Genomic DNA, 15,883 nt, shown 5'->3' with positions numbered 1-15,883 from the left:
CCCCGCGCGGGAGCGGGAGCTCAGAGCGAGCCGAACAACACGCCCCGCCAGGTCCAACCGAGCCCGGTGACCACGTCCTGCAGCGGCCCTTTCAGCTCCGCCGAGGAGAACGTCCGCTCCTCCTGCTTGACCAGCTTGCCGTTCTCGTCCCGGGAGAACGTCGCGCTGGAGGACTTCTTGTTGATCTGCCCGCGCCCGTAGCGCTTCCCCAGAGCTGGTCGAGAGGTGCGACCGCTGCGCACGACCTGGAACTCCTCGTCGAGGGCGCGCACCTGGTTCGCGGCCGCGTCGAGGCGCATCAGCGTCCGGTTCGTCCGCGTGGTCGTGCCGAAGTACCCGGACCAGTGCGCGTCGGCGATCTTCCACTCGGCGACGAGGTCGACGCCCTCGGCGTGACCGTCCCGGACCACGAAGGGCCGATCCGGGCTGTTCGTGCTGAGCAGCGCGGCGCGAACGGCTTCGGCGGGGTGCGGCGCGACACCGTCCGCGGGCCGCTTCGTGCCGGTGAAGAAGTCGAACAGGCCCATCACGTCACCTCGGGTGTTGCGGGTCGGAGGGGCCGCGGGTCGCCCGGTGGGGACCGCCGACGAGAACGCCCCTGCGCTGTGGTGGGCGCAGGGGCGTTCGTCGTTCATCGCGATGTCGTGGTCACTCCGCGCGGGAGATCTTGACCATCTCCTCGCGGGGGACGACCTTGACGCGCTCCCGGCCGTGGGCCTCGCCGAGGGACTTCTCGTGCTGGTCCAGGCGGGCCCAGCCTTCCCAGGTCGTGTACTCGATGCCGCGCTCCTCGAGCACCTCGATGATGCTGTCGGAACCAGGCTCCTCGGCCTGGGGCAACGTGTCCAGGTCCTCGAGGAGGTTGTTGATGGTCTCCAAGGCGTCACCCTTGGTGTGGCCGATCAGGCCGACGGGCCCGCGCTTGATCCAGCCGGTCGTGTACACGCCGGGGATCGGGTTGCCGTCGAGGTCCAGGACACGGCCGCCGTCGTGGGGAACGGTGCCCTTCTTGGTGTCGAAGGGCAGGTCGGCGACCGGCGAGCTGAGGTAGCCGACCGCCCGGTAGACCTGCTGGACCGGGTAGGTCTCGTACTCGCCGGTGCCGCGGACGTTGCCGTCACCGGTGAGCTCCATGACCTCGACCTTGAAGCCCTCCACGCGGTCGGTGCCGATGACCTCGGCGGGTCCGCGCAGGAAGTGCAGGTGCAGCCGGCGCTTGGTGTTGTGCTTCGGGTCGCGCAGCGCCCAGTCCTGCAAGGTCTTGACGACGGTCTTGACCTGGTTGTTGGTGGTGGCTTCCTGCTCGCTGGCCTCGTCCATCTCGAAGCCCTCCGGGTGCACGATGATCTCGACCTCGTCCTGGTGATCGAGCTCGCGCAGCTCCAGCGGCGTGAACTTGGCCTGCGCCGGACCACGACGCGCGAACAGGTGCACGTCGGTGACCTCGGAGTCCTTCAGACCCCGGTGGACGTTGTCCGGGATCTCGGTGCTGAGCAGGTCGTCGGCCTGCTTGGCCAGCACGCGCGCCACGTCCAGCGCGACGTTGCCCGCGCCGATGACGGCGACCTGCTCACCGTCCAGCGTCCAGTCGCGCGGCGCGTCGGGGTAGCCGTCGTACCAGTAGACGAACTCGGCCGCGCCGTAGCTGTGCGGCAGGTCGATGCCCGGGATGTCCAGCGGGCGGTCCTGGTCGGCGCCCGTCGAGAAGATCACGGCGTCGTAGTAGCGCTGCAGGTCTTCGAGCTTGACGTCCACGCCGTACTCGACGTGGCCGAGGAAGCGGATCTCGGGCTTCTCCATCACGCGCTGCAGCGCGTTGATGATGCCCTTGATGCGCGGGTGGTCGGGCGCCACGCCGTAGCGGATCAGCCCGTAGGGTGCCGGCATCCGGTCCAGCAGGTCGATCTCGACCGGGGTCTCGGACTTGGTCAGGATGTCGGCGGCGTAAACGCCGGCCGGGCCGGCCCCGACGATCGCGACTCGCAACGGGCGGGTCATGCACTCTCCTCCTGGGTGCGCCGGGCTCGGCGCGCTCGACTGCGAAGCCGCGCGGCAGCGGGCCCGGTGTGGACCGGGCCTGGACCGTGCGCGGAATCCCCACCAGCTTAGGGAGGCCTTACCCGCGATCCCGCGATGCGGGCTGGTGACAATGCTCATAACTGATCTCCGCCACCACCTCGGAGAACCCGGTTGATCAAGATCATCTTCACGTCCTGATCGGCCGGCGAGGACGATCGTGGTCGATTTCTTCAGCGCTGAGTGCGTGACCGAACGCGGTGCGTGACAGTAGGATCAGGCATTGATCAACCGCGCCGGTACTCCCCGTGCAACACCGGTCACGCGCGGTGTCGAAGTTGTCGAAGACAGGGTGGGCGAGTGCGTCGAACGCCACACCGGAGCGCCGACGGAGCCGAACCGTGATCACCACGACAGGTCGCCACGAGTTCATCCAGCGGTGGAAGCGCGAGATCGCGCCCGGCAGCGCCACACCGCTGCGACCGGGCGACGTCGAAGACCTGCTCAACGGCTGCCTGGAGCACGTGCTCGGCGAACTCGCCTGCCCCGACCGGGCGGGCGAGGCCAAGAACGCGGGCGTCGACCTGCTGCGGCTGCACCGCGAGAACCCCGGCGTGCTGGCCGGAACGCTGAAGCTGCTGGCCGCCGAGCTGCCGGAGTTGCTGCCGGAGGTCCCTCCGGACCGGATCGTGACCGCCCTCGGCCACCTCGCCGCGGGCTTCGCCGACGAGCTGCACCGCGGCGCCCTCGAGCGGTCCTCCCGCGTTCAGCGAGCCCGGTCGGAAGCACTGTTCCACGCGCCGACCCTGGGCATCGCCGTGGTCGGCACCACCGGCGTGGTCGAGGAGGGCAACCCCGCGCTGCACCGGATGTTCCGCCTCTCCGAGGGCGCCCTCGTCGGGTCCTCGGTGCTGGAGCTGGCCGACGACCGGTGGCGCCCGGAGCTCGCCGGCGCCCTCGCCGGTCTCGCCGAGGGCGACGACGAGGGGCTCAGCCTCGACTCCCGCTGCACCGCCGCCGACGGCACCCAGGTGTGGACCCGGCTGACGGGCTCGCTGGTCCGCGACGACCTGGGGCGCCCCGACCACCTGCTGCTGTTCTACGAGGACATCACCGACCGGCACATGCTCCAGGAGCAGTTCCGCCGGCAATCCGTGCAGGACCCGCTGACCGGGCTGGCCAACCGAGCGCAGCTGGAGTCCTGCCTCGACGCCGCCCTCACCTCCGTCTACCCCGGGCGCAGGGTGGGGCTGTGCCTGTTCGACCTGGACGGGTTCAAAGCCGTCAACGACAGCCTCGGGCACGGCATCGGCGACCGGATGCTGCGCGAGGTCGCCCGGCGGATGCAGGCGCTGGCCGCGGCCGAGAGCGCCGTGGTGGCGCGCACCGGCGGTGACGAGTTCGCCGTGGTCATCCCCGACTCCTACGACGCGGCGCACGTGATCGACCTGGTCGAGCAGATGCTGCGCGAGCTGACGAAACCGATGTGGATCGGCCCGCACGAGCTGACCGCTTCGGCCAGCGTCGGCATCGTCGAGCGCGAAGTGGTCGGCACCGACACCGGTTCGCTGCTGCGCGACGCCGACATCACGCTGTTCCGCGCCAAGCGCGACGGCCGTGCGCTGTGGGTGCTCTTCGACGCCGAGCGCAACGCGGTGGCGCACGAGAACTTCCGGCTCTCGGCCGCGCTTCCCGCCGCGCTGGAGAAGCACGAGCTGTTCGTCGAGTACGAGCCGGTCGCCGACGTGGAGACCGGCGAGGTCATCGCGGTGATGGCTGACGTGCGCTGGGACCACGACGAGTTCGGCGAGCTCGGCGCGAACCGCTTCCTCGGGCTCGCCGAGGAGACCGGGCTGATCACCCGGGTCGGCGGCTGGACGCTGGAGCAGGCCGGCCACCACGCCGCGCGCTGGGTGCGCGACCTCGCCGAGCACGCGCCGCTGCTGGCGGTGTCGCTCTCCGCCCGCCACTGCCGCGATCCCGAGCTCGTCCGCGGCGTGCGCACCGCGCTGGAGAAGACCGGTTTGCCCGCCGAATCACTGGTGCTGTGCCTGCCCGAGCCCGCGCTGTTCGACCACCAGGGTGATCCGGTGGACACCGTTGAGATCTTCGCCGAGATGGGGATCCGGTTGTTCGTGCGCGAGTTCGGCTCCGACCACACGCGCGTCGACCGGCTCCAGGAGATGCCGCTGGCGGGCGTGCTCATCGACGGGCCGCACATCGACGGCCTGGCCGACCCCGACGGGCCGGAACCGCTCAGCGAGTACCTGGTGCGCAGCGCCGTCGGTGCCGCGCGGCTGATGGACCTGCCGGTGCTGGCCACCGGTGTGACGACCGCCGAGCAGGCCGACCGGTTGGGGGAGATCGGTGTGCGCCTGGTTCAGGGACCGCACGTGGGCGAACGGGTCTCGGCGATGGAGGTCGCGGAGCTCGTCGGCGGTCGTCGCTAGGAGCCGAAGTGGTTCGAAAAAACCGACCACAGCGGCGAAAAACCTGGAGAACGGGCAGGTGGGAGGTCGCCACGTACCTCCACGCAGGGTGCATGACCGGACGCGGGCCGTAACAGTACGATGACCCAGTTGATCACCGCTTCGGGTGTCACGACGACGTGCAGGAGGCTGAATTCATGGAGCAGCGACCCGATTGGCTGGCGGAGGGCGTCGACCTGGACAAGCCCAGCGCCGCGCGTTGCTACGACTTCTACTTAGGCGGCGCGCACAACTTCGCGGCGGACCGCGAACTCGGCAAGAAGGTCCTCGAAGTGGTGCCCAACGTCAAGGAGGTCGCGCTCAACAACCGCGCGTTCCTGCGGCGCGCGGTGCGCTACTGCCTGGACCAGGGCGTGCGGCAGTTCCTCGACATCGGTTCGGGGATCCCGACCGCGGGCAACGTGCACGAGATCGCGCACGCCGTCGACCCGGACGCCCGCGTGGTCTACGTCGACAACGAGCCGGTCGCCGTCGCGCACAGCCGCTCGATCCTGGAGGGCGTCGAGAACGCCACGATCGTGCAAGCCGACCTGCTCGACGTCCCCGACGTGCTGGAGGCGCCGGAAACCCAGCGCATGCTGGACTTCTCGCAGCCGGTCGCGGTGATGATGGTGGCGCTGGTGCACTTCGTGCCGGACAGCGCGCAGCCGAGCGAGGTTGTCCGCCAGTACTACGACAAGCTCGCCCCGGGCAGCTACCTGGGCTTCTCGCACGTCACCGGTGAGGACTTCCCGGAAGGCGTGGAGGGACTGGTCAAGCTCTACGAGAACAGCACCAACCCGGTCACCTTGCGCACCCGCGCCCAGGTCGCCGAACTCGTCTCCGACTTCGAGCTCGTCGAGCCCGGCGTGGTCTACGTCCCCGAGTGGCACCCCGATTCGCCCGAGGACGTCGGCGAGCGCCCCGAGGAGTCCATCGTCTACGGGTGCGTCGGACGCAAGGTCTGAGGACCCTCACCGTGCGAGGTGGTGGCGAGATCGCCACACTGATCACCGACCTCACCCCGGCCCCGGAGCCCACGGCGACCGCCGTGGTCAACGACCCGGGCGGTCGCCGCGAGCCTCGCCCCGGCGCAGCGGGTGTACTTCAGGACCGGCGACGCCGGGCAGAAGGTGTGAGCGATGCGTGAGACCGAGGGGAACCCCGACGTGGTGACGCCCGATCGCAGCCACGTGGTCGCGCAGTGGACGCGCGAGATCATCCACACGAGCTACGTGGCGATGGGCCGGCCCGAGATCGAGTCGTTCCTGGCGAAGTGCTTCGACGACGTGCTCGCCGCCTGCGACGGGCCGCTGGAATCCGCGCGCCTGGTCGGCGAGCGCCTCGTCGACGTGCACTTCACCGAACCCACCGTCGTGCACAGGACGCTCAACCACCTCGCCGCGGTGCTGCCCCACCACCGCGACGTCGACCAGACCGCGCTGGTCGACGTGCTCGGCGCGGTCGGGTCCGGCTTCGCCGGGGCGCTGCGCGAGCAGACCCTCGCCGAGCAGGAGATCATCAAGCAGTCCGTGCTCGACGCCCGCGACGCGGCCGAGGAGGCCCACCGGGCTTCGGAAGCGCGGTCGTCGGCGGTGTTCACCTCCTCGGCGCTGGGCATCGCGATCGTGACGCTCGACGGCGTCATCGAGGAGATCAACTCCTCGATGACCAGGATCTTCCGCGCCGGCCGGAACGTCTTGACCGGTCGCACGATCTTCGACCTGGCGGATGCGACCTGGGTCGGCGAGCTCGCGTCGGCGAACGCGGACCTGGTGCGCGGTGAGGTCGACCGCTACCAGCTGGAGATCCGCTTCACCGAGCAGCACGGCTCGCACGTCTGGACCCAGCTCTCGGCTTCGCTGGTGCGCGACGCCGACGGCGCCCCGGACTACCTGGTGATGCTCTACGAGGACATCACCGACCGGCACATGCTCCAGGAGCAGTTCCGGCGCCAGGCCGTGCACGACCCGCTGACCGGCCTGCCTAACCGCACCCAGCTGCAGACCAGCATGGAGCGGGCGCTGGAACCGACCCACCCGGGCCGCCGGATCGGCCTGTGCTTCTTCGACCTCGACGGGTTCAAGGCCGTCAACGACAGCCTCGGCCACCCCGTCGGCGACCAGCTGCTGCGCGCGGTCGCCCAGCGGTTGCAGGCCCTGACCGCCGAGTTCGGCGCGCTGGCCGCGCGGATGGGCGGCGACGAGTTCGTGGTCCTGGTGCCCGACACCGACGGCGCCGCGGGCCTGGTGGCGAAGGTGGAGAAGATGCTGGCCGAGGTCACCCGCCCGGCCCGCATCGGCGCGCACGAGCTGTCGGCCTCGGCCAGCGTGGGCGTCGTCGAACGTCCGGTGGCCGGAGCCGACGCCGAAGCCCTGCTGCGCGACGCCGACATCACGCTCTACCGCGCCAAGCAGGACGGCCGCGCCCAGTGGGTGCTGTTCGACACCGCCCTCAACGCCGAGGCCCGCGACCGCTTCAAGCTCTCCGCTGCCCTGCCCGCAGCCCTGGACCACGGCGAGCTCTTCGTCGAGTACGAGCCGGTGCGGTTGCTCGAGGACGGGTCGCTGTTCGCGGCCTCCGCGGGCGTTCGCTGGGACCACCCCGAGTTCGGCGAGCTGGGGGAGGAGTCGTTCCTGGGCCTCGCCGAGGAGACCGGCCTGATCACCCGGCTCGGCAGCTGGGCGCTGGGAGAGGTGTGCCGGCACGCCGCGCACTGGACCGAGCGATTCGGTGAGCGCGGGCCGCTCGCGGTGGTGAACCTCTCGCACCGGCACTGCCGCGACCCCGAGCTGGTCAACGACCTGCAGCGGGTCCTGCGGGACACCGGTCTGCCGCCGGAGGCGCTGGCGCTGGGCATGCCCGAGCCGGCGCTGTTCGACCACCAGGGTGATCCGGTGGACACCGTGGAGATCTTCGCCGAGATGGGCGTCAAGCTGCTCGTCCGCCAGTTCGGTGACGACTGCACCCGGGTCGCGCGGCTGCGGGGGCTCCCGCTGTTCGGGGTCCGCGTCGACGGGCCGCACCTGGCGGGCTTCGCCGACCCGGACGGCCCAGACCCGCTCGACGAGCACCTGCTGGGGTCCGCGGTCGGCGCGGCCGCCCTGATGCGCCTGCCGGTGCTGGCGGGCGGTGTCGACGACGCGCTGCAGGCCGAGCGGCTGCGCGCGCTTGGCGTGCGCTCCGCGATCGGCGCGTTCGCAGGTGAGCGGGTGTCCGCCTTGGAGCTCGAGCAGCTCCTCGCCGACGCGGGGTGACCGGTCACGATGCGTCGGCGTGCGGCTCGGCCTGGGCGTTAACCGGTTGGTGCGCCCCGATAGCATCGGGTTGCGAAGCGTGTCCGCGCCGGTGCGCCGGCCCAGTCGAGGAGTGATCGTGTCCGTACAGCCTTCCCACGCCCAGCAAGCACCCCGGGTGAAGGTTCCGGCGGGCACTACCGCGGGTGCGGCCGTCGCCGAGGCGGGGCTGCCGTCGAAGGGGCCGGAGGCCGTCGTGGTGGTCCGCGACGCCGAGGGAACCCTGCGCGACCTGGACTGGGCGCCCGAAGCTGACGTCGAGGTCGAGGCGGTCGCCGCGGAGACCGAGGACGGCCGCAGCGTCATCCGCCACTCCGCCGCGCACGTGCTCGCACAGGCGGTGCAGAACCTGTTCCCGGACGCCAAGCTGGGCATCGGCCCGCCGGTCAAGGACGGCTTCTACTACGACTTCGACGTCGACAAGCCGTTCACCCCGGAGGACGTGCAGGCGCTGGAGAAGCGCATGAAGCAGATCCTCAAGTCCGGCCAGAAGTTCTCCCGCCGCCGCCTGGACTCGGTGGAGGCCGCCAAGGAGGAGCTGGCGAGCGAGCCGTACAAGCTCGAACTGGTCGACCTCAAGTCCGGTGACGACGAGGTGGACACCTCCGAGGTCATGGAGGTCGGCGGTGGTGAGCTGACCGTCTACGACAACATCGACCGGCACGGCGAGCGGGTCTGGGGCGACCTGTGCCGCGGACCGCACGTGCCGCACACCCGGTTCATCCCGGCCGTCAAGCTGATGCGGGTGGCCGCGGCCTACTGGCGCGGCGACCAGAACAACCAGCAGCTGCAGCGCGTCTACGGCACGGCCTGGGAGTCGAAGGACAAGCTCGAGGAGCACCTCGAGTGGCTCGCCGAGGCCGAGCGGCGCGACCACCGCCGCCTCGGTGCCGAGCTGGACCTGTTCTCCTTCCCGGACGAGATCGGCTCGGGCCTCCCGGTGTTCCACCCCAAGGGCGGCATCATCCGCCGCGAGCTGGAGGACTACTCCCGCAAGCGGCACGAGGAGGCGGACTACGAGTTCGTCAACACCCCGCACATCACCAAGGAGACGCTGTTCCAGACCTCCGGTCACCTCGACTGGTACAAGGACGGCATGTTCCCGGCGATGCACCTCGACGAGGAGCGCGACGCGAACGGTGAGCTGCGCAAGCCCGGGGTGGACTACTACCTCAAGCCGATGAACTGCCCGTTCCACAACCTGATCTTCCGCTCGCGCGGGCGCTCCTACCGCGAGCTGCCGCTGCGGCTGTTCGAGTTCGGGTCGGTCTACCGCTACGAGAAGTCGGGCGTGGTGCACGGCCTGACCCGGGTGCGCGGCATGACCCAGGACGACGCGCACATCTACTGCACGCCGGACCAGCTGCAGGACGAGCTCAAGTCGCTGCTCGGGTTCGTGCTGGACCTGCTGCGCGACTACGGCCTCGACGACTTCTACCTCGAGCTGTCCACCCGCAACGAGGAGAAGTACGTCGGCAGCGACGAGAGCTGGGAGGTCGCCACCGACGCGCTGCGCGAGGCGGCCGAGTCCTCCGGGCTGGAGCTCGTCCCCGACCCGGGCGGCGCGGCCTTCTACGGCCCGAAGATCTCCGTGCAGGCCAAGGACGCGCTGGGCCGCAGCTGGCAGATGTCGACCATCCAGGTCGACTACCACCTGCCCGAGCTGTTCAACCTCGAGTACACCGGTTCGGACGGCAGCAAGCAGCGGCCGATCAAGATCCACCGCGCGCTGTTCGGCTCGATCGAGCGCTTCTTCGGCGTGCTCACCGAGCACTACGCGGGCGCGTTCCCGGCGTGGCTGTCGCCGGTGCAGGCGGTGGGCATCCCGATCGCCGACGAGCACGTCGAGCACCTGCAGGGGGTGCGCAAGGCGTTGCGCGAGAAGGGGATCCGGGTCGACATCGACACCAGCGACGACCGGATGCAGAAGAAGATCCGCAACCACACCACGCAGAAGGTGCCGTTCCTGCTGCTGGCCGGCGGCAAGGACGTCGAGGCCGGCGCGGTGTCGTTCCGGTTCCGCGACGGTTCGCAGATCAACGGCGTCCCGGTCGACGACGCGGTGAACGCGCTGGTCGACTGGGTGCAGCGGCGTGAGAACGCCTCGCCGATCGCGGAGAACTTCCAGGCGGGCCCGGCGTGAGCGGTCCCGAGGACGTCGAGCTGACGCAGCAGGACGGCGTCGGGGTCGAGGACGCCCTGCAGCGGCTGTGGACCCCGCACCGGATGGCCTACATCCAGGGCGAGAACAAGCCGGTCAGCGACGACAGCGACGGCTGCCCGTTCTGCCTGTTGCTGGAGTCCGGTCAACCCGACTCGGACTCGCTGATCGTGGCCCGCGACGAGCTGGTGTTCGCGATCCTCAACCTCTACCCGTACAACCCGGGGCACCTGATGGTGCTGCCGTACCGGCACGTCGCGGACTACACCGAGCTCACCCTCGAGGAGACGGTCGCGGTCGCCCAGTACACCCAGCGCGCGATGCGGGTGATCCGCGCGATCTCCGCGCCGCACGGCTTCAACATCGGCCTGAACCAGGGTCCGGTGGCCGGTGCCGGCATCGCCGCGCACCTGCACCAGCACGTGGTGCCGCGCTGGGGCGGGGATTCGAACTTCATGCCGGTCATCGGCCACACCAAGGTGCTCCCGCAGCTGCTCGGCGACACCTGGAAGCTGCTGGCCGACGCCTGGCGCGACGTGGACTGAGACGAGAAGGGCGGGACCGGCACCGGCCGGTCCCGCCCTTCTGGTCGGGGGAGTGCTCAGCTGCGGAGCTGGGCCTCGATGTCGAGGGTCAGCGTGACCTTCTCGCCGATGACGGCGCCGCCGGCCTGGCCGATGCCGAAGTCGGTGCGGTTGACGGTCGTGCTGGCCGAGACGCCCAGCAGGTTGTCCGAGAAGCCGCCGAGCTCGGCGGTGAGGGTGACCGGCTTGGTGACGCCCTTGAGGGTCAGCTCGCCGTCGATCAGGTAGTCCTCGCCGTCCTGGCGGATGCCGGTGGAGCGGAAGGTCCCGGTCGGGAACTGCTCGGCGTCGAAGAAGTCGGCGCTGCGGACGTGCGCGTCCCGGTCGGCGTTGCCGGTGTCGATCGAGGTGACGTCGATGGTCGCGTTGACCGACGACTGCAGCAGGTCCTCGCCCGTCACGACCTCGGCGGAGAAGGAGGCGAAGCGCCCCCGGGACTTGCCGACGCCCATGTGGCGCACGGAGAACGTGATGTCCGAGTGCACCGGGTCGACGTCCCAGGTGCCGACGGTGTAGCCGGGGATCTGCGCGGTGGCCGTCATTGTCGAGTGCCTCCAAGAGTCGTAGGGGTCTCGTGCCTCTCACTGTGGCTCAACTCGATTGAAGCTTCAACCATTCCCGGATGTGCGCTGGATCACCGGACGGGCGGGTGATCGTCCCACCAGCGGGGCGTGGACGATCTCGGCCCGGATACTCTGCACGAACGCGTCGCGTGCGCGTCCACCCTGCTCACCCACGGCTGACCAGAAGGCACATGCTCAACATCTTCGCGCGGGCGTCCCTGTCCCGGTTGACCCATCCGCTCGGCCTCGGTCTGGTCCGCATCGGACTGACGCCGAACGCGGTGACGGTCGTCGGCACCGCCGCCTCCGCCGCGTCGGCGCTGTGGTTCTTCCCGCGCGGTCAGCTCTTCGTCGGCACCGTGGTGACCGCGGTGTTCTTGCTCTTCGACGTCCTCGACGGCGCCATGGCCCGCGTCGGCGGCCGCGTCACCCGCTTCGGCGCGGTGCTCGACGCCACCTGCGACCGGATGGTCGACGGCGTGCTGTTCGGCTCGCTGGTGTGGTGGGCGCTCGTCGTCGACGGCGACCGGGACCGCGGGCTGGGCCTGCTGATCTGCCTGGTGGGCGCGCAGGTCATCTCTTACGTCAAGGCCCGCGCCGAGGCCAACGGCCTGCGGGCCGAGGGAGGCCTGGCCGAGCGCGCCGAACGCTTCCTGGTCGTCCTCACCGGCGTGGGCCTGCACGGGCTCGGCGTCCCCCTGGTCCTCGACGTCGCCATCTGGCTGCTGGTGGCGCTGGTGGCCGTCACCATCGTCCAACGCCTCCGCGCGGTCCACGCCTCGGCCCAGGGGTGACCAGGTCCGCCCTCACTTGGGCACGAGGTTGTCCGGCATCGGCTCGTAGCCCTCGAAGTGCCGGGTGAAGGTGGCGCTGCCCGAGGTCAGCGACCGGACGTTGACCGTGTAGCGGATCAGCTCGCTGGCCGGGACGTGCGCGCGCACGACCGTCCACCCGCCGTCTTCGGGTTCGGTGCCGACGACCTTGCCCCGGCGGCTGGACAGGTCGCCCAGGATCGCGCCGAGGTGCTCGTCGGGGATGTGCACGGCGACCTCGTCGACGGGTTCCAGCGTGGTCAGCCCCGCCTGCTCGGCGGCGGCCTTCACCCCCAGCGCCCCCGCGGCCTGGAACGCCGCGTCGGACGAGTCGACGCTGTGCGCCTTGCCGTCCACCAGCGTCACCCGGACGTCCACCACCGGGCAGCCCTCGGTGATGCCCTTCTCCAGCTGCGCGCGCACCCCCTTCTCGACGCTGGGGATGAACTGGCGGGGCACGGCACCGCCCACGACCCGCTCCGCGAACTCCACACCCGAACCCGGTGGCAGCGGCTCGACCTCGAGGTCGACGACGGCGTACTGGCCGTGCCCACCGGACTGCTTGACGTGACGCCCGTGCCCCTTGGCGGGTTTGGCGAAGGTCTGCCGCAGCGGAACCCGGACCGGGACCGTGTCCACCTCGGCACCGCCCTCGCGCAGCCGCTGCAGCACGACGTCGGCGTGCGCCTCGCCCATGCACCACAGGACCAGCTGGTGGGTCTCGCTGTCGCGTTCCAGGCGCAGGCTCGGGTCGGCGGCGATGAGCCGGTTGAGGTTGCGGGCCAGTGCGTCCTCATCGCTGCGGTTGTGCGCGGTGACGGCCATCGGCAGCTGCGGCTCGGGCATCGGCCACGGGGTGAGCAGCAGCGGGTCGGACGGGTCGGACAGCGTGTCGCCGGTCTCCGCCGAGCCGATCTTGGTCAGCGCGCACAGGTCGCCGGCCACGCAGCGCGGCACCTCGCGCAGGGTGGCCCCCAGCGGGGAGTACAGGTGCGCGACGCGTTCGTCCTCGTCGTGGTCGGGGTGCCCGCGTTCGGCCATGCCGTGCCCGGAGACGTGCACCGGCCGCTCCGGCCGCAACGTGCCGGAGAAGACCCTGGCCAGTGACACCCGCCCGACGTAGGAGTCCACCGAGGTGTGCACGACCTCGGCGGCCAGCGGGCCGTCCGGGTCGGGCGTGAGCAGGCGCGGGTTGCCGCCCTGCGGGTCGGTGAACTCGGGCAGCGCGTGCTCCAGCGGGGACGGGAAACCGCGCCGGATCCCGTCGAGCACTTCCGGGATGCCGAGGCCGGTCAGCGCCGACACCGGCAGGACCGGGTGCAGGCCGCCGCGCGCGACCGCCGTCTCCAGGTCGCCGATGAGGGTGTCCTCGTCGATCTGCTCGCCGGCGAGGTAGCGGTCCATCAGCGTCTCGTCCTCGCTCTCGGCGATGATCGCCTCGATGAGCTCGCCGCGCTGCTGCTCGATCTCGGTGCGCAGCGCCTCGTCGGCGGGCTGCACCTGCCCCTCGCGGTAGAGGCTCTCGGTGACCAGTCCGAGCAACCCGGTCGGCTCGCCGCCCTCGTAGTGCGGCACGTACAGCGGAAGGACGCCTTCACCGAAGGCGTCCTGGCAGGTCAGCAGCGCTGTGTCGAAGTCGGCCCGCGGCTGGTCCAGCCGCGAGATCACCACCGCCCGCGGCATCCCGACGGTCGCGCACTCGTGCCAGATCGCCCGGGTGGCCGCGTCGACCCCTTCGGTGGCGGCGACCACGAACAGCGCCGCGTCGGCCGCGCGCAGGCCTGCCCGCAGCTCACCGATAAAGTCGGCGTAGCCGGGGGTGTCGATGAGGTTGATCTTGATGTCGCCGTGCTGGACCGGGGCGATGGACAGGGCGATGGAGCGCTGCTGCTCGATCGCGGCCGGTTCGTGGTCGCACACCGTGGTGCCTTCGGTGACCGAGCCGCGGCGCGGGATGACCGAGGTGGCCTCCAGCAGCGCCTCGACGAGCGTGGTCTTGCCGGCCGCGGAGGGGCCGACCAGGACGACGTTGCGGATCTGAGCGGGATCTGTCGGGGCCGGGACGCCCGGCCCGGCTGCTGTGCCGGCTTGTTTGCTTCCCATGGCCTGCTCCCTGCACTACGGGCGACGCGGGGTGTGCCTCCGATCACACACCCGGAGTTTTGCTCGTGCAAGGCCGCGCCTGGGGGACCGGATCGCGAAGTGGACTACTGAAATCGAGGTGTAGTGGACCGTGTCGGTGGTCCAGTTCGTGGCTAGCTTGGTGGCGGGAACTGCACCGGAACGTGAAGGAAGATCGAAGTTGACTACCGCAGCGGACAACGCTCCCACCGGCACCGACGGCGTGAAGCGGGGCATGGCCGAGATGCTCAAGGGCGGCGTGATCATGGACGTGGTCACCCCCGAGCAGGCCAAGATCGCGGAGCAGGCGGGAGCGGTCGCGGTCATGGCGCTCGAGCGCGTGCCCGCCGACATCCGCGCGCAGGGCGGCGTGGCCCGGATGTCGGACCCGGACATGATCGAAGGCATCGTCAACTCGGTGTCCATCCCCGTGATGGCCAAGGCCCGCATCGGGCACTTCGTCGAAGCCCAGGTCCTGCAGTCGCTCGGCGTGGACTACGTCGACGAGTCCGAGGTCCTCACGCCTGCCGACGAGGCCAACCACATCGACAAGTGGGCCTTCACCGTGCCGTTCGTCTGCGGCGCGACCAACCTCGGCGAGGCGCTGCGCCGGATCTCCGAGGGCGCGTCGATGATCCGCTCCAAGGGCGAGGCCGGCACCGGCAACGTCGTCGAAGCGACCCGGCACATGCGCCAGGTCCGCTCCGACATGCGCCGCCTGGCCACGCTGGAGTCCGACGAGCTCCACGTCGCGGCCAAGGAGCTGCGCGCCCCGGTCGAGCTGGTCCGCGAGGTCGCGCGCACCGGGCGGCTGCCCGTCGTGCTGTTCACCGCCGGTGGCATCGCCACCCCGGCCGACGCGGCGATGATGCGCCAGCTCGGCGCCGAAGGCGTCTTCGTCGGCTCCGGCATCTTCAAGTCCGGTGACCCGGCCAAGCGCGCCGAGGCGATCGTCAAGGCCACCACCTTCTACGACGACCCGGACGTGGTCACCAAGGTCTCCCGCGGCCTCGGCGAAGCCATGGTCGGCATCAACCTCGACGACCTGCCCGAGCAGGAGCGCCTGGCCGGTCGCGGCTGGTGAGCCGAGCCGCCGTCCGGACGCCGGTGCGCACCCCGCACCGGCGTCCCGGTGTGCGCGCAAGACGTCCCGACCGGCTCCGGCACGAGCCGCACCACCCGAGGAGGAGCAACGATGGGTGAACCCGTCATCGGCGTGCTGGCGCTGCAGGGCGGAGTGGCCGAGCACCTGGCCGCGCTGGAGCGCTGCGGAGCGCGCGCGGTGCCCGTGCGCAGGGTCGAGGAGCTGGACGCGGTCGACGGCATCGTGCTGCCCGGCGGCGAGTCGACCACCATGACCCGGCTGCTGGACACCGTCGAGCTCTACGAACCGCTCCGCGCCCGGCTGGCCGAGGGCCTGCCCGCCTACGGCTCCTGCGCAGGAATGATCATGCTGGCCTCGAGCGTTGAGGATGCCGGGACCGCGGGGGTCCGCCCCCTGGGGGCGCTGGACGTGGTCGTGCGCCGCAACGCCTTCGGGCGGCAGGTCGACTCCTTCGAGACCGAGCTGGACTTCCAGGGGATCGACGGCCCGGTCCGGGCCGTGTTCATCCGCGCCCCCTGGGTGGACAAGATCGGGGAGGACGTGTCGGTCCTGGCCACCGTGCCCGGGGGCCTCGACGCCGCGACCACCCCCGACGCCACCGAGCACGATGGCCTCGCCGGTAGGATCGTCGCGGTTCAGCAGGGAGCGGTGCTCGCCACGGCCTTCCACCCGGAACTGGTCGAGGGGGACGAGCGGGTGCACCGCTGTTTCGTACGGATCGTTCGCGGCCGGTGACACCCCGCCGCGGGCGTGGAAA

12 protein-coding genes are annotated in these 15,883 nt (G+C 70.7%); 8 read left to right on the top strand and 4 right to left on the bottom strand.

Annotated elements, in window-relative coordinates; translation table 11 throughout:
• Positions 1 to 20: 20 nt before the first annotated feature.
• Positions 21 to 635, bottom strand: coding sequence for a hypothetical protein (locus tag EIL87_RS08400; RefSeq protein ID WP_125089595.1), 615 nt, complete (start codon positions 633 to 635; stop codon positions 21 to 23).
• Positions 636 to 648: 13 nt separating this feature from the next.
• Entirely contained in the window at positions 649 to 1,998 is a 1,350-nt protein-coding gene (locus tag EIL87_RS08395; RefSeq protein ID WP_125089594.1) for an FAD-dependent oxidoreductase, read from the bottom strand.
• Positions 1,999 to 2,417: 419 nt separating this feature from the next.
• Between EIL87_RS08395 and EIL87_RS08390 the strand changes: the two genes are divergently transcribed.
• The 5 genes from EIL87_RS08390 (at position 2,418) to EIL87_RS08370 (ending at position 10,486) form a co-directional block, all read left to right on the top strand.
• Positions 2,418 to 4,466, top strand: coding sequence for a putative bifunctional diguanylate cyclase/phosphodiesterase (locus tag EIL87_RS08390; protein ID WP_125089593.1), 2,049 nt, complete (start codon positions 2,418 to 2,420; stop codon positions 4,464 to 4,466).
• 176 nt (positions 4,467 to 4,642) lie between these two features.
• A complete protein-coding gene (locus EIL87_RS08385) occupies positions 4,643 to 5,452 on the top strand; it encodes an SAM-dependent methyltransferase (RefSeq protein ID WP_125089592.1) in 810 nt (269 codons plus the stop codon).
• Between the two features lie 174 nt (positions 5,453 to 5,626).
• Positions 5,627 to 7,741, top strand: coding sequence for a putative bifunctional diguanylate cyclase/phosphodiesterase (locus EIL87_RS08380; protein ID WP_125089591.1), 2,115 nt, complete (start codon positions 5,627 to 5,629; stop codon positions 7,739 to 7,741).
• A gap of 157 nt (positions 7,742 to 7,898) precedes the next feature.
• Entirely contained in the window at positions 7,899 to 9,923 is a 2,025-nt protein-coding gene (thrS, locus tag EIL87_RS08375) for a threonine--tRNA ligase (protein WP_125089782.1), read from the top strand.
• Between the two features lie 83 nt (positions 9,924 to 10,006).
• Entirely contained in the window at positions 10,007 to 10,486 is a 480-nt protein-coding gene (locus EIL87_RS08370; RefSeq protein ID WP_125089783.1) for an HIT family protein, read from the top strand.
• Between the two features lie 56 nt (positions 10,487 to 10,542).
• Here EIL87_RS08370 and EIL87_RS08365 read toward each other — a convergent pair whose 3' ends face one another.
• On the bottom strand, positions 10,543 to 11,067 hold the full coding sequence (locus EIL87_RS08365) for a YceI family protein (RefSeq protein ID WP_125089590.1): 525 nt from the start codon (positions 11,065 to 11,067) through the stop codon (positions 10,543 to 10,545).
• A gap of 212 nt (positions 11,068 to 11,279) precedes the next feature.
• Here EIL87_RS08365 and pgsA point away from each other — a divergent pair, with 212 nt between their 5' ends.
• Positions 11,280 to 11,882: a phosphatidylinositol phosphate synthase gene (gene pgsA, locus EIL87_RS08360; RefSeq protein WP_125089589.1), complete on the top strand. Its 603-nt coding sequence runs from the start codon at positions 11,280 to 11,282 to the stop codon at positions 11,880 to 11,882.
• A 12-nt stretch (positions 11,883 to 11,894) separates the two neighbouring features.
• Here the strand turns inward: pgsA and EIL87_RS08355 are convergent, their stop codons facing one another.
• The gene (locus EIL87_RS08355) at positions 11,895 to 14,003 is read right to left on the bottom strand and encodes an elongation factor G-like protein EF-G2 (RefSeq protein WP_125089588.1); all 2,109 of its coding nucleotides are present in this window, start codon (positions 14,001 to 14,003) and stop codon (positions 11,895 to 11,897) included.
• A gap of 199 nt (positions 14,004 to 14,202) precedes the next feature.
• On the opposite strand from EIL87_RS08355, the gene pdxS reads away from it, so the two are divergent.
• A complete protein-coding gene (gene pdxS / locus EIL87_RS08350) occupies positions 14,203 to 15,105 on the top strand; it encodes a pyridoxal 5'-phosphate synthase lyase subunit PdxS (protein ID WP_125089587.1) in 903 nt (300 codons plus the stop codon).
• Between the two features lie 111 nt (positions 15,106 to 15,216).
• Positions 15,217 to 15,861 carry a pyridoxal 5'-phosphate synthase glutaminase subunit PdxT gene (pdxT, locus tag EIL87_RS08345; protein ID WP_125089586.1) on the top strand — a complete coding sequence of 215 codons (645 nt, stop codon included), beginning with the start codon at positions 15,217 to 15,219 and terminating at the stop codon, positions 15,859 to 15,861.
• Positions 15,862 to 15,883 lie beyond the last annotated feature (22 nt).

This window comes from Saccharopolyspora rhizosphaerae (assembly GCF_003931915.1).
GTDB lineage: Bacteria > Actinomycetota > Actinomycetes > Mycobacteriales > Pseudonocardiaceae > Saccharopolyspora > Saccharopolyspora rhizosphaerae.
This window is presented reverse-complemented; position numbering and strand designations above follow the sequence as displayed.

What these genes read in the sequence shown, in the direction of transcription:
- EIL87_RS08400 (WP_125089595.1), bottom strand. Translation starts at nt 635, where the DNA reads ATGAACGACGAACGCCCCTGCGCCCACCACAGCGCAGGGGCGTTCTCG.
- EIL87_RS08385 (WP_125089592.1), top strand. Translation starts at nt 4,643, where the DNA reads ATGGAGCAGCGACCCGATTGGCTGGCGGAGGGCGTCGACCTGGACAAG.
- EIL87_RS08380 (WP_125089591.1), top strand. Translation starts at nt 5,627, where the DNA reads ATGCGTGAGACCGAGGGGAACCCCGACGTGGTGACGCCCGATCGCAGC.
- EIL87_RS08395 (WP_125089594.1), bottom strand. Translation starts at nt 1,998, where the DNA reads ATGACCCGCCCGTTGCGAGTCGCGATCGTCGGGGCCGGCCCGGCCGGC.
- pgsA (WP_125089589.1), top strand. Translation starts at nt 11,280, where the DNA reads ATGCTCAACATCTTCGCGCGGGCGTCCCTGTCCCGGTTGACCCATCCG.
- pdxT (WP_125089586.1), top strand. Translation starts at nt 15,217, where the DNA reads ATGGGTGAACCCGTCATCGGCGTGCTGGCGCTGCAGGGCGGAGTGGCC.
- EIL87_RS08355 (WP_125089588.1), bottom strand. Translation starts at nt 14,003, where the DNA reads ATGGGAAGCAAACAAGCCGGCACAGCAGCCGGGCCGGGCGTCCCGGCC.
- EIL87_RS08370 (WP_125089783.1), top strand. Translation starts at nt 10,007, where the DNA reads ATGGCCTACATCCAGGGCGAGAACAAGCCGGTCAGCGACGACAGCGAC.
- EIL87_RS08365 (WP_125089590.1), bottom strand. Translation starts at nt 11,067, where the DNA reads ATGACGGCCACCGCGCAGATCCCCGGCTACACCGTCGGCACCTGGGAC.